This is a genomic window from Duganella violaceipulchra, assembly GCF_019166075.1.
In the GTDB taxonomy this organism is placed as follows: domain Bacteria; phylum Pseudomonadota; class Gammaproteobacteria; order Burkholderiales; family Burkholderiaceae_D; genus Rugamonas; species Rugamonas violaceipulchra.
The window spans coordinates 116,464-132,404 of record NZ_JAHTGR010000012.1 but is presented as its reverse complement, the minus strand read 5'-3'; the positions used below and the strand labels follow the sequence as shown (position 1 = coordinate 132,404).

Sequence of the window (15,941 nt, the reverse complement as noted above, 5' to 3'; positions counted from 1 at the left end):
TAGTTCTCCAGTCAGAGTTTGATGTAGATTTTTTTCCGGTCCAGCACGTAGCCAACCAACCAGCAGCCCAGCATGTACACCACAGCCCACAGCAGCGTTCCATTGCGGGCGCCGGCCCACGGCTGGAACAGGTTCAGGTAGATCCAGTCGAAGATATTCAGGCCGCCGACCTTGAACAGGAAGAAGGTGGACGCCACCACTTCGCTGAACAGATAGATGAACAAGGTGTTGCGGCCGAAGACTTCGAAGAAGTAAGTCCAGCCACGCTTGCCCAGCATGTCGATCACGTACAGCAGCAGCGACAGCGTGAACAGGTCGATCGCGATGGTCATCAGCGTGTAGGAACTGGTCCACAGCTTTTTATTGAGCGGGAATACGCTGCTCCAGCACAGCGCCAGCACGGCCAGTACAGCGGCGGACATGGTCAGCTTCGCGATGGTTTCGTAGCTGGCGCCCAGGCGGCGCACCAGGCGTCCGGCGAAGTAACCGGCCAGCACATTGACGATGGACGGCAGCGTGCTCAATATCCCTTCCGGATCGAAGGCGATGCCCTCGCCGTGGTACATATGCGCTTCGCCCAGCACCAGCAAATCCAGCTTGCGCTGCGCGTTACCGGCCAGCGTGTAGTCGCCGAACCAGTACATCAGCGCCCAGTAGCCCAGCAACGCCAGCACCGCGAACACGATGGCGCCCTTCTCCTTCCAGTAATGCAGGATCAGCGAGCCGGCGCAGTAGCCCAGCGCGATGCGTTGCAGTACACCGAAGATACGGGTGCCGGACAGCGGCAGCACAGTCAGCGACCCTCCCTCGGTACTGAAGAAGGGATACCAGTACATCAGGAAGCCGAACAGGAAGATCAACGCGGTGCGGGTGAAGATCTTCTTCAGCACCGCCGCCTCGCCCATGCCCTCGTACTTCTCCAGCGTGAAGCTGAGCGCCGTGCCGACCACGAACATAAAAGTCGGGAACACCAGGTCGGTCAGCGTCAGGCCGTGCCATTCGGCGTGCAGGAAAGGCGCGTAGGTGGTGGCCGGCGTGCCCGGCATGTTCACCATGATCATCAGCGCGACCGTCAGGCCGCGCAGCACGTCGATGGCTTGCGAGCGTTGATGCTGTGTCTTCATTGATGGTCGACTTTCAGTGTGTGTTGGGTTGTTGCAAACGTTATCATCATCGCCAGCGCCAGGCGAATGCCGACAAGACCTTGATTCCATTGACTTAACGTCGGCATCACTTACAGTTCTTTACGCGTACAGACGCGGTTTGTGAGGCGGAGCGTCCGCCGCTGCAACAAAACTTCACAGAGCCTTACAAAATGTATTGCGCGGCTGTTGCTTTGGCGCTCAGGCGGGCAAGCGGATGGTGGCGTTCAAGCCGCCCTCGGGATGGTTTTCCAGCAGCAGCTGGCCGCCGTGGGCCTCAATCACGCTGCGGGCGATGCCCAGCCCCAGTCCCATGCCGGCGTCGTTCTGCTCGCGGCCATGGGCCAGCCGTACATAGGAATCGAACAAGCTGGCAAAGGCGTCCTCCGGCACGCCGGGACCGTGATCGCGCACGGCGATCGCCACCGCGCCAGGCTCGGAGCTGACGCTGATCTCGGCGCGGTCGCCGTAGTACAAGGCGTTGTCCAGCAGGTTGCCAAGGGCGCGCTTCAAGGCCAACGGCTTGGCGCGCACGGTGACGCCGCTGTCGCGATATCCCACCTCGTGCCCCGCCAGCCGCGCGCTGCGCACCAGGCGTCCCAGCAGCGCGTCGAGCTTGACCTCGGCCGGGTTCTCGTGGATGTCGCTGTCCTTCACGCATTGCAGCGCGCCTTTGACCATCATGTCCAGTTCATCGAGGTCTTCCTCGAACTCATTGCGCAGCGCCTCGTCGTCCAGCAATTCGGAGCGCAGCTTGAGCCGAGTGATCGGCGTGCGCAGGTCGTGCGAGATCGAGATGAACAAGCGTTCGCGGTCCTCGATGTAGCGCTGGATGCGCTCGCGCATGGCGCTGAAGGCGCGCGCGGTGTTGATGAATTCACGGCTGCCCGTCTCCGGCAGCGGCGGCGCGCGGTCGTCCTGCCCCTGGCCGAAGGCGGCCGCCGCATCGGACAAGGCGGCCAGCGGCCGCGTGATCCAGCGCACCACCAGCAGGCAAAGCAGCAGCACCACGGCCAGCGACAGGCCTTGCAGCGCCAGGCGGTCCCACGCCAGCGGATCGTTACTGCTCAAGAAATACGGATTGGGCATCAGCGCCGCCATGTACAGCCAGTTGCCAGGCTCGATCTCGGTCTGGATCACCAGTATCGGCGCGGGGTCCGGCTGGATCAGCAGGATGTGCTGGACCCAGGCGTCCGGCAGGTCGCTCAAGCGGACGCCATCTTCCGACACCACCAGCTGGTCCGGCCAGGCGAAGGCCAGGCGGAAGCTGGGCGAATGCGGCAGGTCGCTTTTCAGAGTGGCGCCGACCGTGGCCAGCACGCTGCTGGCCAGCGGATGCTCGGCGATCTGCTGGACCGGCACGTAGGCGTGATTGAGATTGACGAAGAAGCGCGTGCCGCCCATCTCGCGCAGCTGCTGGATCAGCAGCAAACGGTAATTCGCCGGCAGGCTGCGGAAGAAGCGGATCGCGCCGGATGCGCCGTGCGCCATGTACTGCGACGCCGACTGCGCCTCCACCTGCGCCTTGGCACGCAGCTGGCTGGCCCAGATCACGCTGGCGGCCAGCTGCGTCACCAGCAGCCCGGCCGCCATCACCAGCATCAATCGTCCCAGCAGCGACTGCGGCCAGATCCTGCCCAGCCGCTCCAGCATCCGGTTCGATACACGCTTAAGCATGCGAGACGCTGACATCGGCCGAGAACACGTAGCCGGCGCCGCGCACGGTCTTGATCAAGGCCGGCTGCTTGCCGTCGTCGTTGAGGCGCAGGCGCAAACGGCTGATCTGCACGTCGAGCGAGCGATCCAGTGGGCCGGCGTCGCGGCCACGGGTTTCCTCGCACAGCACGCTGCGGTCCAGGATCACGCCCGGATGCTCGACGAAGTACTTCAGCAGCTGGAAGTCCAGTCCCGTCAGCGCGACGACGGCGCCGGCGCTGTCCAGCACCTTGCGCTCCATCAGGTCGAGCGTGAAACCGACGAAGCGGTAATAGCGCGCCGACGGCGTCTCCAGCGCCGTGCGGCGCAGGATGGCCTTGATGCGGGCCAGCAGCTCGCGCGGGCTGTATGGCTTGGCGATATAGTCGTCCGCGCCCAGTTCCAGGCCGACGATGCGGTCAGTCTCGTCGGAGCTGGCCGTCAGCATGATGATGGGGACATTCGAGCGCTGGCGCACCTGCTTGCACAGCGCGAAGCCGTCGGTATCGGGCAGCATCACGTCCAGGATCACCAGCGACAGCTGCTCGGAATGGGCATGCAGCTCGGCCATGAAGCTCTCGCCGTTGTGCGACAGGATTACCTCGTACTGGTTCTTCTCCAGGTAGGTCTTGAGCAGGACGCGGGTCTTTTGGTCATCGTCTACGATCAGTATCTTGCGCACCGGGTGCTCCTTGGCTTCTGAGGTTAAACAGTCGGAACAACGCGCCCAGGCGGCGTTGCGCCTCGGCGGGCGTGGCCCTGTCGTCTAGAAAATATCGGTGGATTTCGGCGATGATGGCGTCGCGGCTGGCTTCATCGGTAGCCATGCGGTGCACCAGGCTAGGCGCCTGCACCGCAGCGCCCTGCGCGAAGGTAGTCCAGGACGTGCGCGCGCAGCTGTCCATTTTGGACGGGTCGGCGTCGCGCCGCACCGGCACGGCGCCCTTCAACGCGTTGTATTCCGCCTGCACCGTTGGCGATACCAGCAGGCGCGCCATCTTTTCCTGCGACGCCATGTGGCGGTAGTCGCCGGCGAACATGGTCAGCGTGTCGACGCTGTAAAGGTGGTACTTGGCGGTGCCCGGCGCGGTGCCGCAGGCGTAGTCCTCGTCCAGCGTCATGCCGCGTTCGGCCAGTTCCGGCTTGGCCCAGTCGCCCATGATCATCATCGCGGCTTCACGGCGCGCGAACTGGCGCACCACTTCCGGCCACGGACGCTCGTCAAGCTGACCACTGATCCAGCCCTTGACCACGCGCAGCCGTTCCAGCGCTTCGGCGGTGCGGCGGTCGGCGGCGGCGGCCGGATTGCGGCGCACGAACAGCTCGCGGTAGAACTCAGGCCCGCTTTCGGCCAGCACCAGGTTTTCGAACAGCGCGGCCACCTGCCAGGATTCGCTGCTCTGCGCCAGCGGCATGATGCCGGCGGCCTTGAACTTGAGCGCGACGTTCTGGAATTCCTCCCACGTCTGTGGCGGCGACAGTTTCAGCTGGGCGAACAACGCGCGGTTGTAGTACAGCGTGTTGACGCGGTGGATGCCAAGCGGCGCCGCCACCACGTGCTTGCGATGCTGGATCAGGGTTTGAATGGTGGGGAACAGGAAGCCGTTCCAGTTGCCGGCGCTGGCGACGTTGTCGATTTCCAGCAGCAGGCCCAGTTCAGCCCATTCTGCCACGGAGACGCCGATGATCTGCGTGACTTCCGGCGCATCGCCGGCCAGCACGCGGCTCTTCAGCACCTTGCCGGCGCCCAAACCGGCGCCGCCCGGTATGGCGGCGTCCTTCCATTCGAGGCCCTCGTCGGCCATGCGGGTGGCCAGCGCGTTGGCCGCCTTGCGTTCGCTGCTGGAAGTCCACCAATGCAGCACCTGCAGCGTATTGAGGGAGGCGGCCGGCGCGCCGGCGCCCGCTGCGGGAGGCTGCGGCTGTTGCGTTGCGTAGGCCATCGACAGTCCGCCGCAATTGAAGGCGCAGGCCGCGGCCAGCAGGCCAAAGGTCCACGCTTTTTCTATCGACACAATCACTCGCTATCCCGTACAAAACAGTGCCATGATTATAACGGAGAAGCCGCCCGCCGGGATCAATTGGTATGCTTCGCGTGCGCACTCCCCGTTCAATGGTTGTCGATGTGAGACACCGCGCCCACCCTGCCGTTGCGGTCGAACGCCGCCACTTTGATTTGGCCCTTGTCGGATATCGGCCCGTTCACTGGTTTGCTACTGGTATTCGGCTCGCTGCCGTCGCTGGTGTAGCGCATGGCGATGCCCGGCAGGACGTGGTTGACCAGCACCCGGCCGCCGTCCAGCAGCAGCCCCGGTGGCGCGATGCGGTAGTCGACGCCGGCGTGTTCCAGGTCGAGGCGCGGCAGCACGCGCTGGCTCAGCGTGTTGACGAAGCCGGACCACGCGCTGCGGTGCAGTGCGGCGGCTTTGCCAGCATCGGGCTCGGTTGCCCAATCGGGATCTGGGGCCCACGAGCGCTCGGCCATCGCCAGCAGGCGTGGCATGATGAGGTAGTCGATGCGCTCCGGCGTGCGCACGGTTTCGGTGAACAGCGTCGCTTCCAGGCCGCGTACGCGGCGCTTGCCGTAGTCGGTCAGCGAGTCCTTGCCGACCAGCGGCGGATTGGCGTTCTTCAGATAGTCCAGCGGGATGAAGTCGTAGACCGTATCGAGTTCGACGTAATCGCCCCAGTTCACGCCCGGCTCATCAGGATTGGCGTTGTAGGCCATGTCCATGTACATCTTCGTCACCGGCGCGAGCACGACGTCGTAGCCGGCGTTGGCGAGACGGTAGGCGAAGTCCTCGGCGCCCTCGGTGTTGTTCCAGACATAGGCACTGAAGCCGCGTTGCGTGAAGTGCGGATTCGGTATCAGTTTGTGCTCGCCATGGACCTTGGTGCCACGGGCCGCCAGTTCTTCCCAACCGGAGGCGTACAGGCAGTGCTTGCGCAGGATGGCGTCAACCCGATCGTAGAAGTAGTCCCACAGTTCGGCGGTGCTCTCCAGTTTTTTCTTCTGCATGACAGTGCGGCTGGCGGGCGACTGCTCCCATGCGCCGCCCGGCAGTTCGTCACCGCCAACGTGGATGGTATGCAGCGGTACGCCCGCTTCCTTGTACATCCCCGCGACCTGCGTTATCACATGGTCGATGAAGGTGAAGCTGGACTCCAGGCCGGGATTGATCACGTGATCGTTGTACAGCTGCGCCGATTTGTAGACCGACTTGTCGGCGAGATCGTTGAGCAAATATCTGGCGGCGTCGCTCTTCCCTTCAGCCTTCAGGCGATGGTAGCGCGCTTCCATCGACTTGACGGCGGCGCGGGCGTGGCCAGGCATTTCGATTTCGGGTATCACTTCGATGTGGCGCGCGGCGGCGTAGCACAGGATCTCGATGTACTCGGCGCGGGTGTAATAGCCGCTACCGCTGGCGTCGAGCGGATCGGGGCCGGAGCCGTAGGCCGGCTGCATCCGCACGCCAGGTTTGGCGCTGTGGCCGCGCACCGCGCCAATGCTGGTCAGTTCCGGCAGGCCGGCGATTTCCAGTCGCCAGCCTTCGTCTTCCGTCAGGTGAAAGTGGAATTTATTGAGCTTGTAGCGCGCCATCAGATCCAGCAGCTTGAAGACGGTCTGCTTGGTGTGGAAGTTACGGCCCACGTCCAGCTGGAAGCCCCGATACTCGAAACGCGGCGCGTCGCTGATCGTCACTTCCGGCAGTTCGATGCTGGCGACGCCCGGCAGCGGCAGCAGGTCCCGCAGCGATTGCAAACCATAGGCGACGCCGGCGGCGCTGTTGCCGACGATGTCGATGCCGTTCTTGATCGTCAACGTGTAGGCTTCCGGCGAGGTGGAGCCAGCCACGGCGCCAACGCTCAGTCGCAGCGTCGGCGCGTTCGGGCCGGCCGCCGGCAAACTGGCGGGGAACAGCGAGCGCGCAATAGCGGCCTCCGTCTTCAACGCGACGGGAGCGACGACCTTCGGCAGCGCGACCAGTTGCAGTTTGCCGCCGCTCGTTTGCAGATGCTGCGGCGTAGGGAATACCGGCGGCAGCGCGGCGGCCGGCATCCAGTCCGCTTTGGCGTTGCGGCGATAGATGTCCTGCGCGGTGACGACCGGCTTGGCGCCGCTGCTGCCCTTATCCAATTGTTCGGGGCGTGTGACAGGCAGCAGCTGGTAGTCGGCGATGGCCTGGCCGACGTCCGGCGCAGCGTCGTAGACCAGATAAGGTCCGGCAGGCGCCTTGGCCAGCTTGATGACCAGGTCGGGATGATAGTAGGCGATGCTCAGCGTCTGCCCCGCCGGCACGCCAGCGAAGCCGGGCGCGGGACGAATGCAATACAGATTGCCCGCAACCTGTTCCAGCAGCAGATTGCCGTCCAGCGGGCCGGTGGCCACGCCGTCCATAACGTTGAAGTACAGCGTCCAGCCGCGCGCGGGCAAGGGCCGCTGGCCAAGATTGGACAGGATCAGGCGCGCCTGCGTGCCACCGCCCGGCGCCTCGGGCGTGAACACAGTACGCACCAGCTCCCAGCGCAAGCTGATCTGCGCGCCGTTGGCATAGCCCGCCAGCACGCCTTGCCCGGCCGTCGTCTTCGCTTCCGGCGCCGCCAGCGCAACTGCGCCGCCAGCCATCGCCATCATCAGCCACGAGGCCAGCGCGATACCACTGTACTTGATCTGCTTACGCATTCGATTCCTTTTCATTTACCAGGTGGCGCCGAGGCGGATGCCGAAGATGCGCGGATCGTTGTAGGACGCCGTCACATAGCCGGGATCGACCACGCTAGCGTAGTTCTTCGCCAGCGTCTGGCCCCAGTTTTTCACATAAGCCTCAACGTGCCATTTGCCACCCGGCGCAACCAGCTTGATCGCCGCGTCGACCGTGGTGTAGGCCTTCTGCGCATCGGAGATGTGGGGATTATCCAGATTCCGCAGCGAGAAGTACATCTTGTCCTGCCAGCGGGCGGAAATCCACGGCGTCAGCGTGTAGTCGCCCAGTTCGAAGTCCTGCGAAACGTTCAGGTTCAGCGTATTGGCCGGTGCATATGGCAGGCGGTTACCCGCGATATTCAACGGGAATTTTCCGGCGAACAGGGGATCTGTTCCTTCATATGCCACGCAAGGCGGCGCGCCGTACTTGTCGCGGATGTTGCAGCTGATCGAACTATCCTCGCTGTAGGTCGGATAGGACTTGATGACCGCCTTCAGGTGCGAATACGAATAGCCGATGTGCGAACCAGGCCACGGCTTGTACTCGCCCTCGATTTCCAGACCGGAGATATTCGCCTGCGCCGCATTCTGCGTGCCGTAAATGACCACGCTGTCGCAATACGGGTTGGTGGCGGTGCACGGCACCTTCGGAATAATCTTGCCGACGGTGACACCGCCAGTCAGCTGCATGTCCTTGTAGCGGCTGTAGAACGCGGTGGCCGAGAAACTCAGCTTGTTGTTCAGCAGACGGCCCTTGTAGCCCAATTCAAAGTTGGTCAGCGTTTCAGGATTCCACGGCATGTTGGTGTAGTGCGGCCCCGGCGACAGGCCGGCGCAATTGCCGTTCAAGCCGGTGCGGCAGATATCTTCCTTGTCGCTAAAGCCCCCGGCCTTGTAGCCGGTCGACAGAGAGGTGTAGACCATGTCGCGCGGCGTCAGCTGACGGCTCAGGCCCAGGCGCCAGGTGAACTTCTTCCACGAGGCAGAATCGTCGCTGATCACCGGATGGATCGATGAATCGAAACCGGCGGCGCCGTAGTAGCCGCCCATGCCCGGCTTCAGGTCGGAGCTGTTGAACGGCACGAAACCCGGCGTGCCCGGTGTGCCGGGATTATGCAGTCCCTTGAAGTAGATCGCCGGATCGTCCGAGAACGCCGTGTCCCAATATTGACCACCGACGTCCTTGCGGGTGTCGCGGGTCATGCGTCCGCCCACGGTCAGGTTCCAGCTCGGCGCGAACTCCCAGTCGGCCTGCGCGAAGATGGCCTTGGAATCCGATTGACGGTCAGCCTGGTGATAGAAGTACGACTCTGCCGGGAAGCCGTATGTGCCCCACGACGCGCCCAGGTAGTCCTGCGCGTAGTCGATGCTGTTCTTCTCATGCATCCAGAACAGGCCCGCCACATAGCGCAGGCGGTCGTACTTGCCGCGCAGTTGCAGTTCGTGGACGGTGGAGACGTATTTGGATGCCGTGGTGTAGGTGGCGTAGTCGTTGAACGGCGACGTGCCGGGCCGCGTCGCCAGCTCGCTCTCGATAGGCTGGTAGCCGCTATCGCTATCCTGGATCTCGCGCCGTTTCTGGCTGGACCATGAGGCGTTGTACTCGATGGTGGTCGAGGGATTCAGATCCCATACCAGGCCGCTGCGCACGGTGTCGATGGTCATGTCCATCACGCCGGGCACGTTGACCTTCACATCCCACTGGCCGCCGGTGCAGGCATACGGCGTGCCGGCCGCCTGCTCGCAGTCCTTGATCGGCAAGTCGCCGGCGCCGTTGTTCTGGTACTTCTCGTAGGTCAGCCGCCAGTCGAGATCAGGACGGATCTTCCAGCGCGCCTGCAAGCGCGCCGCGTATTCATCTTTGTTGGTGTAGAACTTGTCGGCGCCGACCTTCTGGTTGAAGCGCTGGTCAACGTCCGGGATGACGTTGCCGGCGGCGTCGCGTGCCGGCACGATGCCCAGCGCTGGGAAGTTCGCCGCGTAGAAGTCCTGCTGCTGGTTGATGTAGCCGTCACGCTTGATCTTCATCGCCGTGACGCGCATCGCGAAATTGTCGTTGACCGGGATGTTCTGTACCGCCGAGATCTGGCGTCCACGGTAATTGCTCAAATCCGCTTCGGCAGTGCCGTAGCTGCTGCCGAATTCCGGCTTGGCCGGAATGATGTTGATGCTACCGCCGGTCGAGTTACGGCCGAACAGCGTCCCCTGCGGGCCGCGCAGCACCTCGACCTGATCGAGATCGAACATCAACGCCAGCGCGGCCTGGGGACGCGGCTGGTAAAGGCCGGCCACATGCAGGCCGACGGCCGGATTGCCAATCTCTGTGAAGTCGGAACTGCTCACGCCCCGAATCGCGATCTGCACGCCGCCGCTGCCGTCGTTGGAGGTGCCCAGTTGTAGATTGGGGATCTGGCCGCTCAATCCGCGCACGTCGGTGATGCCATCGCGGCTGAGCGCTTCCTGCGTCACCGCCGTTACCGCCACCGGCGTCTTGAGCAGCGAGGTGGAATGGCGGGTCGCCGTGACCTTGACCTCCGCCACCTGGTCCTTGGTGGCGATGGCCGACGTATCGGACTCCTGCTGTGCGTAGGCCGCGCCGGCACAAATGCTGCCGATGGCGAGACTCATAAATTTTCTCTTGATACTATGATGCGACATCATTGCTCTCCCGATCAAACGTTATTTATCTCGCCACCAGCAAGGTGTTACGTCCAGCTTTTTTAGAACTTGGCTTTCAAGCCGATGCTGTAACGCGCGCCGTTTTCGTACACTCCCACCGGCAAGCCGTCGGTCGTGTTGGTACGGATAACTTCATTGGTGATGTTCACCGCCGTCAGGTACAGGCTAATCTTCGGCGTGATATCCCAACTGGCCGACGCATCCCACTGGCCGTAGGCACTGGTCACGTCCTGGCCGCCTTCATCCAGCGCGCCATAGGCCTTCGAGCGGTAGTTGTACGACAGCCGCGCACTGTAACCATCCTTTTCAAAGAAGCCGGTGATATTGGCCTGGTTGCGCGAGTTGCCGACCACGTTCAGCTTCAGGCCACCCGCATTGGCGCCGGTCTTGGCGTCGGTGTAGGTGTAGTTGACGATGGCGCCGAAGCCGCTGCTGAACGCTTGCTGCCATTGCAGTTCCAGGCCGTTGACCGTTTCGCCGTTGTTGGCGTTGTACGGACGGGTCACCGGACGCATCACGCCCCCTACGTTCTCTGTCGCCGTCTGCGTGTAGATGAAGGTATCCAGCTTTTTAGCGAACACGGTGGCCGACAGCAGCGATGCATCGGCGTAGTACCATTCCGCGCCGAGTTCCGCCTGGTTGGCGTGGTAAGGCTTGAGCAGCGGATTGCCGGAGGTGGCCGCGTTGGTGGTGCCGCTGACTTCCGTACTGGCACTCAAGTCGCTGTAGGTGTTACGCGCCATTACCCGCGCCACGGCGCCGCGCACCAGCAGCTCTTTGTTGACGGTGTAGACCGCATTCAGGTTGGGCAGCACGTCGGTATAGCTGCGGCTGACGTTGGCGAGCGTGTAGTTGCCGGTGCCGGTCAAGTCCTGGTAGGCCTCGGAGGTCTGGTCGGTCTTGACGATGCGGGCGCCGAAGTCGCCGCGCCATTGGCCGGTGGCGAAGTCCGCGCGCGCATAAGTGGCGTAGATCTTTTCCTTGATCTTGTAGTACTCGCCCTTCGCTTCCGCATAGACCATGCCCTTGTCGTACATCGGGAAGCCCTTGGAGTAGGCCAGACCGTCATCCACCCATGCGTACTGCGTCAGCGAGCCTGGGTTGGCGGCCTTTTGGCTCAGCAGCGGCGAAGCGCCAGTCGACAAGTCGGCCAGCGAGAACGACTGCCAGCCAGGATTACCAGGACCGTCGGTGCCGATGGTGCGGTGGTTCTGCACCGTGGTGTCACGGAGCTTGGCGCCAACCTTGAACGACTTGAAGAAGCCATTGTTCACGTCCAGCGTCAGGTCGCCCTGCGCATAGTTTTCCTTGGTCTCCATGCGGCGGATCCAATCGCGTGAGCTTTGCAGCGTCAGCTTGCTCGGATCGAGAGGATTGATGTCCTGGTACTTGACCTCATACGTGTCCGGCGCGATGTTGAAGGTGGTACGGGTATTCCCGACGAACCAGAAATTGCGGTCATGATCGCTGCCGCCCGAGCCCTTGGTGGTGCCGGCCTGGCCGTGGAATTTCCAGTTATCGGCGTCATAGGTGCCTTCCAGGTCCAGCACTTCCGACTTGATGTAGGACTGACGGAAGATCGGCTCGAACGACACGCCGCCCGTCGGGCCGACGGTGCCGCCAACCAGCGCCTTGGTGCCGTTGGAGGTGGTGATGAACTTTGGATTGGTGACAGTGATATTGCCATTCTTGTCCGCCAGGCCGCCCGCTTCCCACAGGTAGTTCTGGTTGCTGTTGTCCATGCTCATATCAGAGTTCATGTAGTTCAGCGAGATATCGGTGTTCGCGTTCGGGCGGGCCTGCAGGGTAATGTCGCCAGTGGTGCGTTTGCGGTCCTGGCGGAAGATAGCCGAGCCGCCGCCCCACGATGCATAGGCGCCCGGCGTGACGACGCCGTTCTGGTCGACGATGTTGTACTTGGTCGAGTCGGTGAAGTTTTCCAGGCCGTCGCGGCGCATGGTGCGCTGCTGGCGGCTGACCGCGACCAGCGCGCCGAAGGTTTTCTGCTCATTGGTCCAGCTCAGCAAACCGGAGATCTGCGGATCGGTTTTCTTCGGCAGCTTGCTGTAGGTCTCCTCGACCGACACCTGCGCCACCAGCGGCTTCAGTTGCAGGGGCTTGCGGGTCTTGACGATCACCAGGCCGCCGATGCTGCCCTCGTCCAGGTCCGCCGACGGACTTTTGTACACGTCGATGCTGGCCACCAGTTCGGAGGCCAGGATATCGTAGTTGAAGCCACGGCTTTGCGAATCGTTCTTCCACCAGTAGCCGGAAGCGACGGCCTGGCCGTTCAACTGGGTCAGGTTCAGGTTCTTGTCGGTGCCGCGCACGAAGATGTCGCGGCCCTCGCCCCAGGTACGGTCGACGGAGATGCCCGGCACGCGTTGCAGCGAGTCGGCCACGTTCTTGTCCGGGAATTTGCCGACTTCCTCGGCGGTGACGGTATCGATGACGTTGCCGGAATCGCGCTTCTCAGCCAGGTTGCGCTTCAGGCGTTCGCGGATGCCGCGCACTTCGACGGTCGCGGTGTCGCCAACGGGTGCCGCCTCGCTGGTTTGAGCCGCTTCGGCCGCAACGGGGTCCGCTGCATAGACCTGGTGCGCAAAGCCGCCGCTCAGCGCCAGTGCGATCAAGTGAGGTAGTAGTTTTTTCTTAAGTACCGGCTTAGTCATTCAATTCTCCTTGTTTGAAAAATGTGAACCGCATTGATCTCAGACGCTGCGCATCATGCTGCGCGCGGCCGACACCATATTCCCCGGACGCAGGCGGCGTAGCGCCTGTCCCCCTTCGTCAAACACGTGGAAGGCGGTGCTGTCGGCCGAGAAGACGATGGGCTGTCCGATCTCGACGTGACGTTCGCCGTCTCCGCGTATCACCACGTCTTCTGCACCTTCACGACTGACGTAGATGTAATTGGCTTCACCCAGGTGTTCGACCACACTGACCTCGCCTTTGAAAACTTCCGAACCGGCGCGCGATTCGTTGATATGTTCAGCGCGCAGGCCGAGCGTGACCTTCATGCCGGTGCGCAGGCCGCTGCCGTCGACATAGGCGCGCACCGCTTCTCCGCTGGGCAGCAACACCAGCACGCCGCCGGCGCCCGCTTCGGCCACGGTGCCGGCCATCAGGTTCATCTTCGGCGAACCGATAAAGCTGGCAACGAACAGGTTGCGCGGCTGCTGGTACAAGTCCAGCGGCGTGCCGGCCTGCTGGATCTGCCCTTCATGCATGACGACGATCTTGTCGCCCAGGGTCATCGCCTCGACCTGGTCGTGCGTGACGTAGACGATGGTGGCGTCCAGCTGGCGGTGCAGCTTGGCGATCTCCAGGCGGGTCTGCACGCGCAGCGCGGCGTCCAGGTTGGATAGCGGCTCGTCGAACAGAAACAGGCGCGGTTCGCGCACGATGGCGCGGCCGATGGCCACCCGCTGCCGCTGGCCGCCGGACAGCTCGCGCGGCAAGCGCTCCAGCAGGTGCTCGATCTTCAGCGTGGCGGCGGCGCGGGTGATGCGTTCCTTGATCGCCGCCTTGCCCTGCCCCGCCACCTTCAGGCCGAAGGCCATGTTCTGGTACACCGTCATGTGCGGATACAGCGCATAGCTCTGGAACACCATGGCGATGCCGCGTTCGGCCGGCGGCAGGTGGTTGACCACCTCGTCGCCGATCGACATGCTGCCGCCGGTGATGCTCTCCAGGCCGCACAACATCCGCAGCAGCGTCGATTTGCCGCAGCCGGAGGGACCGACCAGCACCACGAACTCGCCGTGCGCGATATCCAGGTCGATGCCGGCCAGGACATCGGTCTTGCCATCGTAGGATTTACGCAGCTGCTTCAGGCTGACACTTGCCATTACATTCCTCCTTCTGTTGTTGGGTTACTTGACCGCGCCGGCCGTCAGGCCGCGGATCAATTGACGCGAAAAGACCGCGTACAAAATCAGCATCGGAATCACCGCCAGCGACAGCGCCGCCAGCACGGAGTTCCAGTCGGTGACGTACTGGCCGATGAACTGCTGCACGCCCAGCGTGACGGTCTTGGTGCGGTCGGACGGCGCCAGAATCAGCGGGAACCACAAATCGTTCCAGGCCGGGATCATGGTGAACACCGCCACTGTCGCAATCGCCGGCCGTATCAGCGGCAGCACCACCTGGAAGAAGATGCGGACTTCGCCAACGCCGTCACAGCGGGCCGCGTCCTTCAACTCCGACGGCACCTGGCGCATGAATTCGGACAAGATCATGATCGCCAGCGGCAGGCCCTGCGCCGTGTACACCAGGATCAGTGCGGCCAGCGTGTTGACCAGGTCCAGCTTGACCATCAGCTCCAGTATCGACACCGTGCCGAGTCGGATCGGGATCATGATGCCGAGGGCGAGGAACAGCGTCAGCACACGGTTGCCCATGAAGCTGTATTCCGACAGCGCCCACGCCGCCATCGCGCCAAACAGCACGATGCACAATAACGCCACCAGCGTCACATACAGGCTGTTGCCGAAGTAGAGCAGGAAGTTGGTGCTGGCCAGGACCTTCTGGAAGCCGATGAAGGTCAGCGACTCCATCGTCGGCAGCGCCAGCGGATCGTCGAAGATGGCGGCGCGGCTCTTGACCGAGTTAATCAGGATCAGCGCGATCGGGAACAGCGCCAGCACGGTGTAAGCGATCAAGGTCGCATGCACCATCAGGCGCCCCAGGTCGAAGCGGCTGGCCAATGGTACGGGTGGATTCATGGCGATAGCGGTCATGACGCGGCCCTCACAGTGCAAAGCGGGTCAGCCTGCGCTGGACACCGATAAAATAGACGCCCACGCCGGCCAGGATCACCAGGAACATCAGCGTGGCGACGGCGGAACCCAGGTAGGCGTTGCCGACCTGCGCCTGGTAGCCGAAGAAGGTACGATAGAACAGCGTGCCCAGGATATCGGTCGAATAATTCGGTCCGGCCAGCGCCCCCTTGATCGAGTAAATCAGATCGAAGGCGTTGAAGTTGGCGACGAAGGTCAATATGGTCACCAGGCCAAGCGTCGGATAAATCAACGGCAGCTTGATCTGCCAGAAGATGCGCAGCGCACTGGCCCCTTCCACGTGGGCCGCTTCGACGATTTCCTCAGGCACCGCCAGCAGCGCGGCGTAGATCAACATCATCGGCATGCCGATGTACTGCCACACCGAGATCATCGACAGCGTCGCCAGCGCGGTTTCCTCCTGCCCCATCCACGGCGCGAACCATTCGGCCAGGCCGGCAAAACCCAGCAGCTTTTCGCCCACGCCCCACAGCGGCGACAAAATCAACTGCCAGATAAAGCCGATGATCACCACCGACAGCAACGTCGGCAAGAAGATCAGCGTGCGGTAGGTACGGGCGCCGCGCAGCCCTTTCAGGCTAAACAACGTCGCCAGCAGCAGGCCGATTGGATTCTGCAACAGCATGTGGATGCAGAAGAATTTGGCGTTGTTGGCCATCGCGTTCCAGAACCCCGCCGACCAATCCGGATCGAGCAGGATGGTGCGGAAGTTATCCAGGCCGACGAAGACCGTCGTGCCAATGTCGTCGGCGCTGAAGAAGCCCTGCGCAAGCGTCTGCACCAGCGGCAGCGCGCTAAACAGGGAGTAGACGATCACCGCCGGCGCCAGGAACATCAGCAACTGCCAGGGCCGCACCGTATTAACCACGTGTTTCAAGTAAGCCTCCAGAATTCGGGCAAAAAAGCGCCGGCGCCGCG

At 62.9% G+C, this 15,941-nt stretch carries 10 protein-coding genes; all 10 read right to left on the bottom strand.

Going from position 1 to position 15,941, the window contains the following annotated elements:
• Nucleotides 1–11: 11 nt before the first annotated feature.
• Nucleotides 12–1,124, bottom strand: a complete 1,113-nt coding sequence (locus tag KVP70_RS21870) for an acyltransferase family protein (RefSeq protein WP_217944315.1) — start codon at nt 1,122–1,124, stop codon at nt 12–14.
• A 219-nt stretch (nt 1,125–1,343) separates the two neighbouring features.
• Entirely contained in the window at nt 1,344–2,819 is a 1,476-nt protein-coding gene (locus KVP70_RS21865) for an ATP-binding protein (RefSeq protein ID WP_217944314.1), read from the bottom strand.
• Nucleotides 2,812–3,519, bottom strand: a complete 708-nt coding sequence (locus tag KVP70_RS21860; RefSeq protein ID WP_217944313.1) for a response regulator — start codon at nt 3,517–3,519, stop codon at nt 2,812–2,814. The genes KVP70_RS21865 and KVP70_RS21860 overlap by 8 nt, the downstream gene beginning before the upstream one ends.
• Nucleotides 3,491–4,852 (bottom strand): ABC transporter substrate-binding protein, encoded by a 1,362-nt coding sequence (locus tag KVP70_RS21855; RefSeq protein ID WP_262311736.1) that lies wholly within the window; start codon nt 4,850–4,852, stop codon nt 3,491–3,493. Before KVP70_RS21855 ends, KVP70_RS21860 begins: the two co-directional genes overlap by 29 nt.
• A 95-nt stretch (nt 4,853–4,947) precedes the next feature.
• Nucleotides 4,948–7,521: a family 20 glycosylhydrolase gene (locus KVP70_RS21850; RefSeq protein ID WP_217944311.1), complete on the bottom strand. Its 2,574-nt coding sequence runs from the start codon at nt 7,519–7,521 to the stop codon at nt 4,948–4,950.
• Nucleotides 7,522–7,536: 15 nt separating this feature from the next.
• The gene (locus tag KVP70_RS21845; RefSeq protein ID WP_229225007.1) at nt 7,537–10,170 is read right to left on the bottom strand and encodes a TonB-dependent receptor; all 2,634 of its coding nucleotides are present in this window, start codon (nt 10,168–10,170) and stop codon (nt 7,537–7,539) included.
• Between the two features lie 92 nt (nt 10,171–10,262).
• On the bottom strand, nt 10,263–12,893 hold the full coding sequence (locus tag KVP70_RS21840; protein WP_217944309.1) for a TonB-dependent receptor: 2,631 nt from the start codon (nt 12,891–12,893) through the stop codon (nt 10,263–10,265).
• A gap of 39 nt (nt 12,894–12,932) precedes the next feature.
• The gene (locus KVP70_RS21835; protein WP_217944308.1) at nt 12,933–14,072 is read right to left on the bottom strand and encodes an ABC transporter ATP-binding protein; all 1,140 of its coding nucleotides are present in this window, start codon (nt 14,070–14,072) and stop codon (nt 12,933–12,935) included.
• A 24-nt stretch (nt 14,073–14,096) separates the two neighbouring features.
• A complete protein-coding gene (locus KVP70_RS21830) occupies nt 14,097–14,948 on the bottom strand; it encodes a carbohydrate ABC transporter permease (protein WP_020702121.1) in 852 nt (283 codons plus the stop codon).
• 25 nt (nt 14,949–14,973) lie between these two features.
• Entirely contained in the window at nt 14,974–15,858 is an 885-nt protein-coding gene (locus tag KVP70_RS21825) for a carbohydrate ABC transporter permease (RefSeq protein WP_217944470.1), read from the bottom strand.
• Nucleotides 15,859–15,941 lie beyond the last annotated feature (83 nt).

Coding starts and splice junctions, on each gene's coding strand:
- KVP70_RS21870 (WP_217944315.1), bottom strand. CDS start 1,124: ATGAAGACACAGCATCAACGCTCGCAAGCCATCGACGTGCTGCGCGGC.
- KVP70_RS21865 (WP_217944314.1), bottom strand. CDS start 2,819: ATGCTTAAGCGTGTATCGAACCGGATGCTGGAGCGGCTGGGCAGGATC.
- KVP70_RS21850 (WP_217944311.1), bottom strand. CDS start 7,521: ATGCGTAAGCAGATCAAGTACAGTGGTATCGCGCTGGCCTCGTGGCTG.
- KVP70_RS21845 (WP_229225007.1), bottom strand. CDS start 10,170: ATGAGTCTCGCCATCGGCAGCATTTGTGCCGGCGCGGCCTACGCACAG.
- KVP70_RS21840 (WP_217944309.1), bottom strand. CDS start 12,893: ATGACTAAGCCGGTACTTAAGAAAAAACTACTACCTCACTTGATCGCA.
- KVP70_RS21835 (WP_217944308.1), bottom strand. CDS start 14,072: ATGGCAAGTGTCAGCCTGAAGCAGCTGCGTAAATCCTACGATGGCAAG.
- KVP70_RS21830 (WP_020702121.1), bottom strand. CDS start 14,948: ATGAATCCACCCGTACCATTGGCCAGCCGCTTCGACCTGGGGCGCCTG.
- KVP70_RS21825 (WP_217944470.1), bottom strand. CDS start 15,858: ATGTTCCTGGCGCCGGCGGTGATCGTCTACTCCCTGTTTAGCGCGCTG.